Annotated in this window: 14 protein-coding genes and 1 pseudogene; 7 read left to right on the top strand and 8 right to left on the bottom strand. The window is 58.7% G+C overall.

Features of this window, described 5'->3' with window-relative positions:
- The first annotated feature begins 6 nt into the window (after window positions 1-6).
- On the top strand, window positions 7-960 hold the full coding sequence (locus B3Y70_RS11075; RefSeq protein WP_286895701.1) for a transglutaminase family protein: 954 nt from the start codon (window positions 7-9) through the stop codon (window positions 958-960).
- Window positions 961-1,005: 45 nt separating this feature from the next.
- Here the strand turns inward: B3Y70_RS11075 and B3Y70_RS11070 are convergent, their stop codons facing one another.
- The 7 genes from B3Y70_RS11070 to B3Y70_RS11040 all read right to left on the bottom strand — a co-directional run bounded on the left by B3Y70_RS11070 (window position 1,006) and on the right by B3Y70_RS11040 (window position 8,294).
- On the bottom strand, window positions 1,006-1,620 hold the full coding sequence (locus B3Y70_RS11070; RefSeq protein ID WP_288589801.1) for a DUF2894 domain-containing protein: 615 nt from the start codon (window positions 1,618-1,620) through the stop codon (window positions 1,006-1,008).
- 2 nt (window positions 1,621-1,622) lie between these two features.
- A complete protein-coding gene (locus B3Y70_RS11065) occupies window positions 1,623-2,276 on the bottom strand; it encodes an OmpA family protein (RefSeq protein ID WP_153740693.1) in 654 nt (217 codons plus the stop codon).
- Window positions 2,276-4,348, bottom strand: a complete 2,073-nt coding sequence (locus B3Y70_RS11060) for a DUF802 domain-containing protein (protein ID WP_286895693.1) — start codon at window positions 4,346-4,348, stop codon at window positions 2,276-2,278. Before B3Y70_RS11060 ends, B3Y70_RS11065 begins: the two co-directional genes overlap by 1 nt.
- Window positions 4,345-5,046, bottom strand: coding sequence for a DUF3348 family protein (locus B3Y70_RS11055; protein ID WP_286895691.1), 702 nt, complete (start codon window positions 5,044-5,046; stop codon window positions 4,345-4,347). Before B3Y70_RS11055 ends, B3Y70_RS11060 begins: the two co-directional genes overlap by 4 nt.
- Window positions 5,047-5,136: 90 nt before the next feature.
- Complete coding sequence (locus B3Y70_RS11050; RefSeq protein ID WP_414674116.1) at window positions 5,137-6,372, bottom strand: MFS transporter; 1,236 nt, start codon at window positions 6,370-6,372, stop codon at window positions 5,137-5,139.
- 57 nt (window positions 6,373-6,429) lie between these two features.
- Entirely contained in the window at window positions 6,430-7,452 is a 1,023-nt protein-coding gene (locus B3Y70_RS11045; RefSeq protein WP_286895690.1) for a hypothetical protein, read from the bottom strand.
- A 68-nt stretch (window positions 7,453-7,520) separates the two neighbouring features.
- On the bottom strand, window positions 7,521-8,294 hold the full coding sequence (locus tag B3Y70_RS11040; RefSeq protein WP_286895687.1) for an SGNH/GDSL hydrolase family protein: 774 nt from the start codon (window positions 8,292-8,294) through the stop codon (window positions 7,521-7,523).
- A gap of 255 nt (window positions 8,295-8,549) precedes the next feature.
- Here B3Y70_RS11040 and B3Y70_RS11035 point away from each other — a divergent pair, with 255 nt between their 5' ends.
- The gene (locus B3Y70_RS11035; protein ID WP_011786465.1) at window positions 8,550-9,509 is read left to right on the top strand and encodes a DnaJ C-terminal domain-containing protein; all 960 of its coding nucleotides are present in this window, start codon (window positions 8,550-8,552) and stop codon (window positions 9,507-9,509) included.
- Between the two features lie 11 nt (window positions 9,510-9,520).
- Window positions 9,521-9,865: a chaperone modulator CbpM gene (locus B3Y70_RS11030; protein ID WP_011786464.1), complete on the top strand. Its 345-nt coding sequence runs from the start codon at window positions 9,521-9,523 to the stop codon at window positions 9,863-9,865.
- Window positions 9,866-9,898: 33 nt separating this feature from the next.
- Here B3Y70_RS11030 and B3Y70_RS11025 read toward each other — a convergent pair whose 3' ends face one another.
- A complete protein-coding gene (locus B3Y70_RS11025) occupies window positions 9,899-10,075 on the bottom strand; it encodes a DUF6435 family protein (RefSeq protein WP_286714834.1) in 177 nt (58 codons plus the stop codon).
- A 183-nt stretch (window positions 10,076-10,258) separates the two neighbouring features.
- Between B3Y70_RS11025 and B3Y70_RS11020 the strand changes: the two genes are divergently transcribed.
- The 4 genes and pseudogenes from B3Y70_RS11020 to B3Y70_RS11005 form a co-directional block, all read left to right on the top strand.
- Window positions 10,259-12,199: a methyl-accepting chemotaxis protein gene (locus tag B3Y70_RS11020; protein ID WP_286895684.1), complete on the top strand. Its 1,941-nt coding sequence runs from the start codon at window positions 10,259-10,261 to the stop codon at window positions 12,197-12,199.
- Window positions 12,200-12,369: 170 nt separating this feature from the next.
- The gene (locus B3Y70_RS11015) at window positions 12,370-13,800 is read left to right on the top strand and encodes a DUF5666 domain-containing protein (RefSeq protein WP_286895682.1); all 1,431 of its coding nucleotides are present in this window, start codon (window positions 12,370-12,372) and stop codon (window positions 13,798-13,800) included.
- A gap of 79 nt (window positions 13,801-13,879) precedes the next feature.
- On the top strand, window positions 13,880-14,725 hold the full coding sequence (locus B3Y70_RS11010) for a DUF6502 family protein (protein ID WP_022992424.1): 846 nt from the start codon (window positions 13,880-13,882) through the stop codon (window positions 14,723-14,725).
- Between the two features lie 2 nt (window positions 14,726-14,727).
- Window positions 14,728-14,955 (top strand): annotated as a pseudogene (locus B3Y70_RS11005) (hypothetical protein); the annotation flags it as partial.

Raw genomic sequence — 14,955 nt, 5'->3', positions numbered from 1 at the left:
CCTGTCATGACATTTGTCCGTTACCATGTGCGTCATGAGACCCTCTACCACTACGACCAGGTGGTGGGTGAGTCTCATCACCTGCTCAGGCTGACGCCACGAGCGCTGCCCTGGCAGCGGAATCTTGAGCATCACCTGGCGATCTCACCGGACCCATCGGCACGTCGTTCCTTCCTGGACTGCTTTGGCAACCGGATTACCAAGATTCATTTCACTGGTGATCACGACTATCTGGAGATCATCAGCGAGTTCTGGGTGGAACTGCGCGATCGACCGAAACCGTCGGCAACTGCGGCAAAAGTACCCTGGGAAAGCGTGCGTGACAGCCTGCGGTATCGGGCGGACAGGACGTTTTCGCCGGAACATCTCGAAGCCACGGCGTTCCGGTTTGTGTCCACCAATGTGCCCATCGATTCCCAGTACGCCGCTTATGCACGCGAGGCATTTCTCCCCGAACGCCCCCTGGTGGAAGCAACGGATGCACTGATGCGGATGATCCATCGCGACTTCCGCTTCGATGCGACGGCGACCGAAACCTTCACCCCGGTGGAGCAGGCGTTCAAGGCCCGTCGTGGGGTTTGCCAGGATTTCTCCCATATTATGATCGCCTGCCTGCGTTCGGTGGGACTGGCGGCCCGTTACATGAGTGGCTATATCCTGACTCACCCGCCCGAAGGAAAGGAGCGGCTGGTCGGTGCCGATGCCACCCATGCCTGGGTGGCGGTGTTCGTGCCGGATTTCGGTTGGCTGGAGTTGGACCCCACCAACGCGCTGAGGCCCGACCTGGAGCACATTACCCTCGGCTGGGGGCGAGACTTCTCCGATATAACGCCGATGCGGGGCGTGTTGCTGGGCGGTGGTGACCATGAACCGGAGATTGCTGTGACCGTTGTTCCGGAGGAGGAGTTTGCCTCGCTATACGGTGATGGAGAAACCTACCTGGAAGAACTCTCTCCCTGAGTTGAGGTCGTCATTCATTGCCAGGGCTGGAACAAAAGCGTTTTTCTAGCCCTTTCTCGCCAGCCGCTCCAACGTCAACAACGTATCGGTGTAACGAGCAAATCGTGCCAGATACTCCGGTGACAACGTCTGCATTTCAGCAATAGCCCGGCTTACCAACCGATGCGCGTTCATCGGCCCCGCTTCTTTCGGAGTGCTTTCAATGGCGTGTTGAATTCGCTCGGCAATAACGTGATGGCCCTGGTTCGTCTGGGCTCTGATCATGGCTTTCAGGGGGCGCGGGTTATTGGGTGCTGAGGCTGGATGTGCCTTTGGCGGCTCTTGTGGCGACGGTCCGAATACCCGTTGTTCCAGAACCGTCTGCGGTGCTTCAACCGATGCCTCTGGGGTTTCATTCAGCTGGTCCAGCAACCCGGAAAGAGGCGAATTGCCGCCGACATCGGGAGTGGGCTCATCGCGCTGCCCGGCACTGTCCAGCCTTGTCTGATAGTCCGATATCGCCTGTTCCAGCTTCCGCCAGTGCGTCGTTCCCTTATGCAGCCCCTTTGAGCGCAGTCTTCGCTCGAAAGACTCCAGATAGCGGAACCGAACCGGGTCATTCTGATCGGCGCCGTTTTGCCTCAGGCTTTCCAGCAAGGAGGGGCCGGGGGCTTCGCTCATGGTCAATCACCTTCCCCGGTTTCAGTATTCTCAGCCGACGAAGGCGCCCGTGGCACGGTACTGATTTCCACCCGCCGGTTCTGGGCCCGGGATTCGGCATCGACGTTGGGTACTGCCGGGTGGTGAGGACCAAAGGCGGCAGCGAATACCCGGTCATTGGGCAAACCCAGCTCTGTGAGGGTTCGGGTAACCGTCAGGGCCCGCTGAGCCGACAGGCCCCAGTTGTCCTGATAACGATTGCCCGGATGCATCGGCAAGTCGTCGGTGAATCCGCTCACCATCAGCAGTTCATCGTGCTGTTCCAGGTAGGCCTGTAACGGGCGAATCAGTGATTCCAGTACTTCTTCACCTTCGGCCTGCAACTGGTCTGAATTCAGCTCGAACAATACGTTCCCGCTGATGCCGATACGGCCATCGCGGAACGTCACCAGACCTTTGGTGAGAGGGTCTTCGAGAGCTTGCTCCAGGGCCATCCGGCGCTGCTCTTCGGCTTCCCGCTTCTCGATTTCCTCGGCCAGGGACTGGCTGAGCTCCAGCTGAATGCCGATCACCCACACAAGAATCAGCGCCAGAATACCCACCAAAGCAGCCATCAGGTCCGAGAAAATGGCCCAGACCGGTGCCGATTGCTGTTCGCCGCCTTCCAGCTGTTCCATCACCCGGCCTCGCTGGATTCTGCCCGGCGCAGTGCCGCAGCGGCATCAATCACATCTTTCTGGGCACTGACGCTGAGATCAATCACCTCGCGGGCCTGGGCGACGTAGTAGGCCAGTTGCTCATCGTGCCGATTGCCGGCCTTGTCCAGCGCTGCCTGGATGTCCGCCAGGCCGGCGATGACCTGCTGGTTGGACTGGCTGAACAGCTCAATGGCCTGCATGAACGCATCGCTCAGGGCGCCGACTTCCTGGCTGCTGCCGGTAATGTCGTTGCCCAGTTTGCCCAGTTGCTGGCTCTGTTCCTGGATCAGGGTGTTGAAGCGCTCGCTGATGCCGGTCAGGGTTTCGCCGGCGCCGCGGATCAGCGTATCCACCGCCTCCCGCTGACTGTCAGCGGTGCTGCGCTGGTTCTCCAGCAGGGTGTCCAGCTCCTGAACCAGTCGCTGGCGTTCCTCCAGCAGCTCGTTTTCCCGCTCGCTGTTGCGGGCGATTTCCGACTGCAGCTGTCGGATCACCTCGGCGGCGGCCTTCGGTGTTTCCGAAGCCGTCTCAATCAGGCGGGTCATGGGCGCTTCCAGTGCAGTGCCCAGCTCACTCAGGTGGCGTGCTGCTGTGGCTTCCAGTTGTTCCATTCGCTCGTTTGCAGCCCGGGCTCGTTCGCTTTCCTGTTCCCGGAGTTGATCGAGCTGAGCGCCAACGGTGCTGAGCAGTTCCGCCAGCCCGGCCTGTTGCTGCTCAATCAACCCGGTGCTGCTGGTCTGGAAATGGCTTTGGTATTGAGTCAGCGCCTCATTGAACGCTGCCAGCATGTCGTCACTTTGAGCCTGCTGTCGGGCCAGACCGGCCTGCCAGTGTTGCGACACCTCAGCTCCGGCATTGTTCAGGCGTTCACAGCTCTGTACCAGTTGTTGCTGTTGTTCCTTGAGCCAGGTTTGGTGCTGGTCGTTGATGGCGCCAAGCCAGGTGTGGAGTTGTTCCTGCAACTGGCTTTGACTTTGTTCGTTCTGCTCTGAGAGGGTCGCCAACGTCTCCTGGTTCTGGGCCTGTTGTGCAATCAGATTCTGCTGCCAGCGTTCGCCCGCCTCCGTGGTAACTGCCTGAAACCCGGAGATCAATTCCGTGAGTTGTTCACGGGCATTATCTGCCCAGCTTTGTTGCAGGCCGTGAGCATCCTTCTGAAGTTGCTCCAGGGCCTGGACAACTATGGGCTCAATCCGCTCTGACGCCTGCTTTGCAGTGTTGTCCAATGCCGTTGTCAGGGAGTTGGCTACGGAGTCGGCCAGGGTCTGATAGTGGCGGCCGACCGTGCTGTGGAATTCCTGCTGGTTGTGAGTCAGGGACTGTTCCAGTTGCTGGCCAAGTTGCTCCATGCGCGCCGTCATGCGTTCCATGGCCGAGGCCATTTCGGGCAGGGCTTTGGCCTGGCTTTCCAGTGCCTGAAACGCCTGGTGGCGTTGATGATCTGTAGATAGATGATGCAGCTTGTCTCGCAGCGTACTATCCAGGGTGCGGGACGCCTGCAACCGGTCCCGGCGGCTCAGGGTAGAGGCCAGCCCCAGCATGGCGGAGGCGGCGACGCCGGCAATGGAGGTGCCGAAGGCGAGACTCAAACCGGCAATCGGAGCGGCCAGTGCGCTGCGAATAGCGCTCAGTTCGGTGCTGTTATCCAGGGCCGAGGCGGCGCCGCCAAGGGTCACAATCATGCCCGCAAAGGTGCCCAGCAGGCCCAGCATCACCAGCAGGCCGGTCAGGTAGGGTGTCAGTTGCGGGCCGGGTAATGCGGCGGCATGGCCCTCGATTCGCCGTTGCACCGGGAACTGCATCGGGGCGGGCAGTGTGCCAAGCCAGTGGTTAACCTGCTCCTGGCTTTCAGGTAACTGATGAACCTGTGCGTTCAGTTCGCGGGTCTGTCGGCGGAAATTCACCAGTTCGCCAAAGCCGAGACAGTAAACGGCGCCAATCAGCCCGGTAAACGCCAGCGCCAGCAGGTCGGAACCGACAAATCCGGCACCAATCCAGGCTACCACGGCCAGGCCGATGGCAAACGCCAGGGTAAAGAACAGTTTACTCATGGGGTGTTGTTAACCTCTTTGTGGCAAGCCTCCAGCAAACCCAGAACCGGTTCCAGCCGAACATCCAGTTCAGCGAGTAACAAAGACTGCGCTTCCTCGCAGTAACGGTGGAACCAGTCGGCCGTTGTGGCCGGGGTAGGGCTTTGCTCCGGGGTGGTCGATCGGTGCTCGAATCGTTGTTCAAGTACCTTGGGAATATGGGAAAAACACTGTGCGGTATACCCGGCCATCGTTTGATCAAACACCGCGTCCAATTCGGCCAGGTGAGCCAGCTTCGGGCCCTGATCTTTCATCGATTTTTGAACCTTGTCCCGCAACTGACGGCTGTTGGCCGCCACTTTGCGTTGGAGTGCGAGCCAGGCATTGAGAGCGGCTTCAAGCTCGGGTTCACCATCAAACTCCAGATCTGAGCCAAACCCGCGAATACGCTGAACCAGTGCCCTGCGTATCGTCGTCAGCTCCTCGGTTAACCGGTCTACCACGGCGCCCTGAGGCGTGCCTGGCTGTTTCGCCCGATAACCAATGGCCGCATCCAGGGTCATGGTGTCGCCCAGGCCGAACAGCCGGCTCAGTCGCTCTGCAAAGCAGGGCAACTGGCTGCCATCCAGCGTTGTCGCTGAATCATCCAGTTGGCGCAATAGCCTGGCTCTGGGACCAGTATTTGCCAGAGGTTGCGAGGGCATTGGCTGGGGTTTCACTCCGGTTTCCGCACAGGTAGCGTTCAAAGCTCGCTATTCTACTGGCTAAGCGGAGTGAATGATAATGACTGTAGCGTGAGATATGAGCGCCTATCTGGCCTCAGGCACCGGCTCAGGCCGGCGCCAGGCAACCAGGAAAATTATCAGCCCGGCCACGGCGGTTGCAGCCCCTACGTAGCCCGTGGATTGCCAGCCGAAGCCGGCGGTAATGGCCAGCCCGCCAAGCCATGGGCCGAGGGCGTTGGCGAGATTGAACGCGGCGTGATGAGAGGCGGCGGCCAGGGTCTGGGCGCCGGTGGCTACGTCCATCAGGTGGGTTTGCAGAGCCGGGCCCAGCGCCACCATCAATGCGGTCAGGAAGCAGACTACGAGTAACACGGGCAATGAGCCTGTGGCAGACGGAAAGACGCTCAGAATCATGGCGCTGAACACCAGGATCACGCCAACGGCCCGGAATTGCAGGCGGTCAAACAGCCAGCCACCAAGCAGGTTGCCTACAAAACCGCCCATCCCGAACACCACCAGGGCCACCGGAATCCAGACCGCATCCACTCGTGTGACTTCCAACAGCGTCGGGGCAAGGTAACTGAACACCGCGAACATGCCTGCGAAGCCGATAGCGCCAATGGCCAGCGCAAACCAGATTTGTGGTTTGTTAAAGGCGCGGACCTCGCTTAACGGGCTGTGCCTTTGTTCCTGTGGATTTTTGGGCAGGAACAGGGCAACCAGCACTACGGTGAGTAACGACACCAGGCCAACAAAACCAAAGGCGTAGCGCCAGTTCATGGATTGCCCCATCACCGTGGCCAGGGGGTTGCCGATCAGCAGTGCAAGAGTCAGCCCCATCATGATCTGGCTCACCGCCTTGGCCCGCTTGTGTACCGGCACCAGTGAGGCTGCCACGAGGGCCGCAACACCAAAGTAGGCGCCATGGGGCAGTCCGGCGATAAACCGGAAAACCAGCAGGGATTCGTAATTGCTGGCCAGGGCACTGGCCAGGTTGCCCAGCGCGTAGAAGGACATCAGTAGTATGAGCAACTGCCGCCGGAACAGTTGCGCGCCGAGAATGGCCAGAATGGGCGCACCGACCACCACGCCCAGCGCATAGGTGGAGATAAGATGGCCTACTTGTGGTTCAGAAACGCCGAGATCCTGAGCAACATTGGGCATCAATCCCATAATGGCGAATTCACCGGTACCGATACCAAAGCCGCCCATCGCCAGCGCAAAGACGATCAGCCAGGTCGGAAGGCCCGAATCGGGATTGTGGGTGGCGGCGCTCAATCTGATCTCCTTGATTCCATCAGGGAAGAGAAAGCCCGCCATTGTCAGGATTGGGTGCTCTAACGGCTATAAGCGATTATGAGGATGGACGTTAGCTTGCTAATTCAAGCCGTAGCGGCGTTCGCGCTCAAACCGGAAAAAGCCCTCTTCCTCTTCCCGTTCGATGGTCGGGGCAGAAAACCCGAAATGTTCCTGGCGAAGATCCGTTAACGCAGCCTCCAGTTGATCGCCGTTCAGGCGGTTCTCCAGGGCGCGTCTTTCGGCCATATAAGTTTTGCCTTTCTGCCATTTTTCCTCCCGGCGCTGGTCTTCCTCGGCCAACTGGCGAACGGCCTCTTCGGAGTAGCCTATCTGGCGGCGCAGAGCGTTGATGGCTTGCTGGCGTTTGTCTGCAGGCAGGCTGGCGAGTTGCTGTTGAACGCTGTCCATGGAGAACAGGGCGTGGCCGGTCGCACCGGAACCCGCCAGTTGCCGGGCCAGATCGGCACCATAGAGTTCGTCTGCGGTGGTCTGTAGCTGGTGAGCCAGTTCGGTCAGTGGCATCTGGTTGGCCTGGTCCAGCCGCGCCAGAGTCTGCTGGAACTGGTCCGATTTGGCTTCCACCGGGTTCTGCTCCTCGGCCCAGATCTGGCTTGCCAGGGGGCCGAAAATCGCTTCGCGTTGCTGCCAGAGCTCGGCGTAGCGTTCCATGTCCGGCAACCCCTGTAAACGAAGCTCGTGATTGTCGAGCCATCGGTTGTACAGGTCCAGCTTGGCCAATAACGCGAAAATGCTGTCGGCCAGTTCTGGAAAGGCCGTGGTGATGGCGGACTGGAAAAGCTCGTCACCGGAATCCGGATAACGCGCCAACAGGTTTCGGCGTTCGTTATACAGACGTGCCTGGGTGGCCGGCTCGGTGATGGTGTCGCCGTAGAGTTCCAGGTACTTAACGGCCAGTTCAACAACGCGTTGGTCGCCGCTTTGGGTTGGCTCGGTGGTGGGCGTCGCTGTCGCACGCGAGGGGGTGGAACCATTGGGTGCTTGCATAGCCGCCGGCTTTGATGACTGGGGCCAGTAATGAAAACCGCCCGCAATCACTAAGGCCAGGGCACCGAGCGCCAATACGGAATTGAGTGGTTTCATTGCAGCGGTCCTGCTATTGGTTTTGCCGTATGCGGTCCCGGCCGCCGTTCGGCCGGGACACCTGGGGCTCAGAGGAGCGGTTGCAGTTTGGGCCAGATCAGATCAGCGATCTTTTTCGAACCGCTATCCGCCGGGTGGATACCATCAAAGATGATGTCGCGGTCGTTGATTACCCAGCGCGGATCCACAAATGTGCAGTCCAGTACCGAGTTCTCGCAGGCCTTGGCCAGTGTGGCATTGCCGTAGTCCACCGCCTCTTTCATGTCATCCAGCCGGAACAGGCCGTTCTTGGTGTAGTAGTAGCCGGTGAGAATGCCCTTCTGAACGCCGGCTTCCGCCATCTCGTTCAGGAAATCCACGCCTTCCACATAGATATCATCGATGAAATCCCGGCATTGCTGGCTCAGGCGCCCGAAGCGCCACCAGGGTGTCTTGCAGTTGTTGGAGTTGAAGGCAATCGCCGGAATCAGAATATCGTTCCCGCCGGCATCACCGACAATGGTTTTGATATCCGGGTTGTCTGTGACGGCTTCCCGGAACTGATTGGGAATAGACGGGGCAATCAGCTCACCGGACAGCTCTGCACCGGAGACCGTGTAGCGCCGGAAAGTCTCGCCGGCTTTTGCTTCCAGCTGATTCTGGATTTCACCGGAGAGGGCAAAGATGGAATCGCCAACGAAAACGACCTGGTCGTTATCGGCGTCGGTCACCTTGTCGTTACTGAGCAGATAGCCGAGTTCACTGCAGCCGGTAAACAGCAGTGCTGCGCCAAGTGCCACGGCTGGTTTGAGGGTTTTGCCCAGGAGATCGGGCAGGAACGAACGGTGTTCATTAATTGTCATTGTTTGAACTCCTTGTGTAAGGGATAGACGGTCCGTCTATGGGTACTGCCCTTTCAATATCGTCCATGGGCGCTGGTTTGCAGAATGGGAGAAGAGGCTGCGGAGTTGTCAGATCCGGCCATCAGTCGGTCATTGTGAACCGCCTCTCAGTGCTTGACCTGTCTCAAGTGGCGGTCAGCACTGGCTTGTATTTTTTCCATCAGCGTCAAATATAGGTAATCAGAGAAACCTATTTGCTCAGATGCGAGGAGCACCATGGATTTCAAAGACTATTACGCCGTCCTCGGTGTGAGTGAGTCTGCCACGCCCGAGGAAATCAAGAAGGCCTACCGTAAGCTGGCGCGGAAATATCACCCGGATGTCAGCAAAGAAGCCGATGCGAGCGACCGTTTTAAAGATGTGGGCGAAGCGTATGAAGTACTGAAGGACCCCGAGAAACGGGCCGAGTACGACCAGTTGCGCAAGTACGGCACCCGAGACGATGGTTCATTCCAGCCGCCACCGGGCTGGCAGAGTGCCTCCGGCTTTGGCGGCGGAGGATACACAGAGGCCGACGCTCGTCAGTTCAGTGATTTTTTTGAGGAAATCTTCGGCGGCGGCCGGCGTGGGGGCTTCGGTGGTGGCGGTTTTCGCCAGAGCATGAGAATGCGGGGTGAGGATGTGCATGCCCGGCTGGCCCTGTTTCTTGAAGAGGCCTTTAACGGTTGCGAGAAACAGGTGTCGTTTACGGTTCATGAACCCGATGACCAGGGCCGCCTGATACCACGCCAGAAAACCCTGAAAGTAAAGATCCCTGCGGGTATGCGGGAAGGGCAGCACATCCGGCTCAAAGGCCAGGGCGCGCCCGGCGTTGGTGGTGGTGAGTCTGGCGATCTGTTTATCGAAGTGGAACTGGCGCCACATCCACACTTCAGTATCGAGGGCCGGGATGTGCTGGTTACTGTGCCAATCTCCCCGTGGGAGGCCGCCCTGGGTGCGACGGTCACAGTACCAACGGTGAGCGGAAAGGTGAATGTGAAGGTACCGAAGGGGGCCACCAGCGGGCGCAAACTCCGGCTCAAGGGCAAAGGCTTCCCGGGTAAACATCCGGGCGACCAGATTGTGGTACTGCAAGTGGCCATGCCGGAACAGCACACGGCGGAAGCTGAAGCACTCTACGAGAAGCTGGCTGAGCTGGAGAAAGGCTTTAATCCGCGCAGCAAGCTGCACGTGTGAGGGAGGCGAACATGACGAGCAAAGACCGGATTCTGACGGTGGAAGTCACCGACACCGATGGCAGCACCTTCTCGCTTCGGGAAATCTGCGAACGCGGGGACTGCCATGCAGAGTTTGTGATCAAACTGGTGGATTATGGGGTCATTGCGCCACTGGACGAGGTGCCGGAAATGCGCCAGTGGCAATTCGACGTGGCCGCGCTGAGTCGCCTGCAGAAAGCGCTGCGCCTGCAGCGGGATCTCAAACTCAACCTGCCGGGGCTGGCGATGTCGCTGGAGCTGCTGGATGAAGTTCAGGACATGCGGCGGGAGGTGGACCGTCTGAACCAGCGCATTCGTCAACTGATGGGCGAGTAGGCGTATTATTGTCCCGGGGGCTGAACGCCTGTTTCAGCGCCCGGACTTTTCCAGTGCCTGTATTTCGGCGTAAATCTTTTCCGCCTCCTCCATCAGCGTGCCGTGACTACGCAAATCGCCATTACGCTGTGCATGCAGCGCTTTGGCGAGCTTGTCCTCATAGGCTTTCTGCAGTTTTTTCTTCGGGTCGCCCTTCAGAAATCCCAGCATGGCTGGCTTCTCCTCTTGTTCAGTGTTTCAGCATATACGCTGTCGGGCCGGCGTAGTTCACTCCAGAACCTGGATTGCTGCCCACATAGGCCCGCCTTTTGCTATACATAAAGACAGAAACTCGGCAGGGAGCCGGCTGTCGGTGTGCAGGATGCTTTGCGCGCGAACACTAGCGGAGTCCCTATGTCCATACGTTTTTTCAAACACCTCGTGACCAGCCGTCTGTTGCGGCCGGTGTTCATTGCGCTTCTGGTTGCTGGCCTGATACAGGTCGTTGTCAGCCAATGGTTGATATCGAACCAGGTTGAGCGGCTGGTCGAAACCGCAGGCACCGCGCTGGAAGCCAGCAGCAATAATGTCAGCGCCTCGTTTGGTGAAACCCGGGAAGATGTCCGGGGCCGGCTTGAGCGAATGCGCCAGAAAACCACCGACGAACTTTCCGCGGAACTCACCCGCCAGCAGACCGAGCAGCAGGAGCGTGTGGCCGGTAATGTTCGTACAGCCGTTATGGCGGAAGCCCAGGGGCTTGCCGAGGTGCTGGCTGCCGTCGCTGCGCCTCTGATCTGGGATCGTGACATCCCCCGCCTGACCGATCTGGTGGAACTGGCCGATGCCAGAGAGTCTGTTCTGTTTGCGATTTACTACGATCAGTACGGTGAACGTCTGACCCGCTATGTGGATCGCACGGACGATCGTGTTCGCACTCTTATGGAGCAGGGGGAAGGTCGTGGTGCTGCAAATCGGGTCCTGGATGCTGCCAGCCGGGATCCCGATGTGGTGATCATCAGCGCGGATATTGCGCCACAGGGTTCGGCTATTGGAGAGCTGAAACTTGGGTTGTCGCTTGAGGGCATCAATCGTGACCTGACTCAGCTAGAGGCGGAATTCGGAGCAACCATTGCGGGCAGTATTGATGCACTCAGGGAGACACTTGGCACCGAAACGGAGCAGGTGAACCAGCGGTTACAACAGCAGCTCGCAGCCATGGACACAGAAACCCGCACGAGCATGAATAACACCGTGCAGGCGTTGAATGACGAAGCCGAGAGTCTGTCCACCAAGCTGTCGCTTCTGGCGGTGGTGTCGGTCGTAACCCTTGTTGTGCTTGTGGCCCTGGTGCTGGGCGGCGGCGTATTGCCCAGGGTTTACCGCCTTAGCCAGGCGATCTGGGGGATTGCCGATGGCGAAGCCGATCTCACCCGGAGAGTCTCCCTTAAAGGCAATGACGAACTGACCGAAATGGGGCACGGAGTAAACCGGTTTATTGCTCGGATCCAGGAACTGGTCTCAGACGTCAAGGCGTCGGCAGAGTCCGCCGCCGGCCAGGCGCAGGCCCAGCGGGATATCAGTCGCCGCGCCGTGGCCGCGGTGAATCGTCAGGAGCAGGGTGTCGCCCAGGTTTCCGGCACCATGGAGATGATGTCGCGCAGTATTTCCGAAGTCGCCGGTGATGTGCAGGATATCGCCGGCGAAGTCCGGAATGTCAGCGCCGAAAGTGCGGCCACGGCGGAGATCTCCCGAGAAGTGCGTGATCGTCTCGACAGCGTCGTGCGGAACGTTGAGCAGGCGGTCGCGGCGGTCAATCAGTTGGATACCCAGAGCAAAGAGATTGGCTCGGTATTGTCCGTGATCGGAGCTATCGCGGAGCAGACCAACCTGCTGGCACTGAACGCCGCCATCGAAGCGGCGCGGGCTGGCGAGTCCGGTCGAGGGTTTGCGGTGGTGGCTGATGAAGTACGCACTCTGGCCAGCCGAACCCAGGAGTCGACCACCGAGATTCAGGCCATTATCGAAAGGTTGCAGCAGGGCAGTCGTCAGGCCGTCAGCACCATTAACGATGTGTCCGGTCAGGTCGCGGAATCCTCGGCGGAGTTCCACCGGGCCGACGAGCACTTCGACCGCATTAACCAACTGCTGGCCAGCCTTCAGCAGCGGGCCCTTGAGATCTCCGGGGTGGCGGAAGATCAGAGTGGGCACGCCAGTGAAGTCAGTGTCAGCGTGCGTGAAATTGCCGATTCCTCACGGGAAACCGTTGATTCCATAACGCATTCGGACGAGGCCAGCGGTGAAATAGCAAGCACCCTGTCGGCCCTGCAAACAAAGGCATCCCAGTTCCGGGTCTAGCAGACCCGGACACGTTTCCAGAAACGATTCACGAAATTTTCATTTTTCCTGACTGGACAAATTCAAAATTTGGGATTATTTTCCCATTTAATTATTTGGGAAAAATATCCCAATTATTGTGGCGCCGAAAAAACGCGCCGGATTCTGTCAAATCAGTCGGGAGAAGGAAGATGAAGCGCAACGGACTTTCAAAAGCGATCAAGTTGGTTCTGGTTGGTACCTTGGCCGGCGGCCTGGCCGCCTGTGGTGGCGGTGGCTCCGGCTCCTCCGGTTCAGTAGGTGCGAGTGGCAATGCCGAGGGCACCAGTGTTGGTGCGGTGACCGGTTTTGGTAGCGTGTATGTCAACGGAACCCGGTTTGCGACCGATGGCAGCGTTAGCAGTGACGACGGCATTGAGCGTGAGGGCCAGCTTGAAAAAGGCATGGTGCTGAAAATCAAAGGTGGCTGGGACGAGCGGGGCCAGGGCCAGGCCGACGCTGTGTTCTATGACGACACCCTGAGGGGGCCGCTGGTTGCGGCAACCTGGGATGCCACTGCCAGCACCGGACAGCTGGAGTTGCTGGGGCAGGTGGTTGTGCTTAACAACCAGACGGTATTCCGCGGAGCCACACCGGTTGAGCTTGCGGCGGCGCCTGCCAACTATCGGGTTCGGGTAAGCGGCTGGCGGCTGGATGACGGCAGCTTCCGGGCCAGCTTCGTGGGTGCTCGTTTGCTGGGCTCGGATTTTGACGATGTGAATGAGGCTGAACTTGAAGGCGTGGTCCAGAACCTGGATGCGCAGTTGCAGACCTTCACCATCAACGGTTTTACAGTGGATTACACCAGCGCGGTCGCGGATGACGATTTCAGTCTGGACCAACTGGAGAACGGGCTTGCGGTTGAGGTGGAAGGTCAGCTCAACGCAGACGGCGATGTCCTGCTCGCCGAGGAAATTGATGATGAGGACGACCTGTTTGACGACAACGACGACGTTGAAATTTCCGGTGATATCTACGATTTCGATGCGTCTGCCCGCACCTTCCGGATTAATGGCGTGCTGGTTCAGCTGAATGCTGAGACTGAGTTTGACGACATCAGCGAGGGCAGCCTTCAGGATGGCGTGTTCGTGAAAGTCGAGGGTGATTTCCGCAACAACACCCTGCTGGCGGAAGAAGTGGAAGGCCGGGAAGGCGATGCGGAACTGGACGGCATCATCCAGCAGATCGATCTGGACAGTGAATTGCTGGTGGTCAGTGGCGTTCGCGTTCAACTCACCGCAAATACCCTGATCGACGATGATGACAGTGATAACGACCTGCGTAATCGGGTTGATGACATCAACGCCTTCAGCGTTGGGGACTATGTCGAGGTGGAAGGTCGTCAGCGTACTGATTACCTCGAAGCTTTCACCATTGAGCGGGAAGACAGCGACGAAGATGATAACTTTGAGCTGGAGGCAAGAATCGATGCCATTTCTGATACGTCGGTGACGGTGATGAATCTGGAAATCCTGCTGAATGACTTCAGCGTTGCGGGTCTTCAGGTTGGTGATGAAGCCGAGGTTGAGTACGACCAGACCATCGGCGGAGAGTATGTGTTGACCGCAAACCCCGAAAACTGAGGTTGAAGGACACAGGTTGCGGGGGATACCGCAACCTGTGTCTGGTTTTCCGGGGCAAGATGGGAATACAATCCCAAACATGACTGATGCCAAATCCAATCCCCTGCACCAAGCGCTGTTCCGCATTTTGCGCCCCATGGCCAGACTGCTGTTGCGCAATGGCGTACCGTTCGGCGAATTCTCTGAGCTGGTGAAAAGGGCGTATGTGGAGGCTGCGTTGGAGGATTTCTCTGACGGGCGCCGCAAACCAACCGATTCCAGAGCGGCAGTGATGACAGGCCTGACCCGCAAAGAAGTGCGAAAACAACGAGAGATATTGGCGGGGCAAAGCCCGGTCAGCGAACGAACCTCTCATGCCAATCGCGCTTCGCGTGTGGTGTCCGGATGGGTGCACGATGAGACCTATCAGGCTGCGAATGGACAGCCCGCCGTGCTGGCATTCGAGGGCGCCGGGAGCTTCAGTGAGCTGGTTCGAAAATACAGTGGCGATATGACTCCCAGAGCGGTACTGGATGAGCTCCAGCGGGTTGGGGTAGTCGCGGTTGAGCCGGATACTGGGTTCCTGATCCTGAAACAGCGGGCGTATGTGCCGGCCGGAGACAGCGAAGAAATGCTCCAGATCTTCGGAGAGGACGTATCTGATCTTGTAGCCACTATTGATCACAATCTGGTGAGTCGGGATGTCGGGCGTGAGCCGCTGTTCCAGCGCACCCTGACCTATAATGAAATACCACCAGAGGTGATCGCTGCGTGGCGTGAACAAGCCGCAAGGCAGTCCCAGGCCCTGCTGGAAGATCTGGACAGCTGGTTAGGGCCTCACGACCGGGGAGTATCCGGCCAGGAGGGCGGCGAATCGGTACGGACCGGCGTCAGCATTTTCTATTTTGAAGAGCCGGTTCAGACGAACAAGAGCGGAGATGAATGATAATGGCTCTTAATGTCCCGACCGGACAACCCCCGCGCTGGCAAACCACCGAACTGGTCAGCATGCTGCTTTCGCCGGGTGCCCGTCAGGTGGTGAGATACTGGCTGAGTTCCGAGCATTTCCTGGATGAGCAGAAACACCCGAAGGTGGTGCTTGCAACGCCCCATGAACCCCATTCCTTTGTTGACCTGGTGCAAATCGCCAATCCAAACCTGGTGCCTTCTGTCGTG

It is taken from the genome of Marinobacter sp. UBA5687, assembly GCF_002420325.1.
Taxonomy (GTDB): domain Bacteria; phylum Pseudomonadota; class Gammaproteobacteria; order Pseudomonadales; family Oleiphilaceae; genus Marinobacter; species Marinobacter nauticus.
Note: the sequence above shows the minus strand (reverse complement) of the source record. Positions and strands in the feature narration are given on the sequence as shown.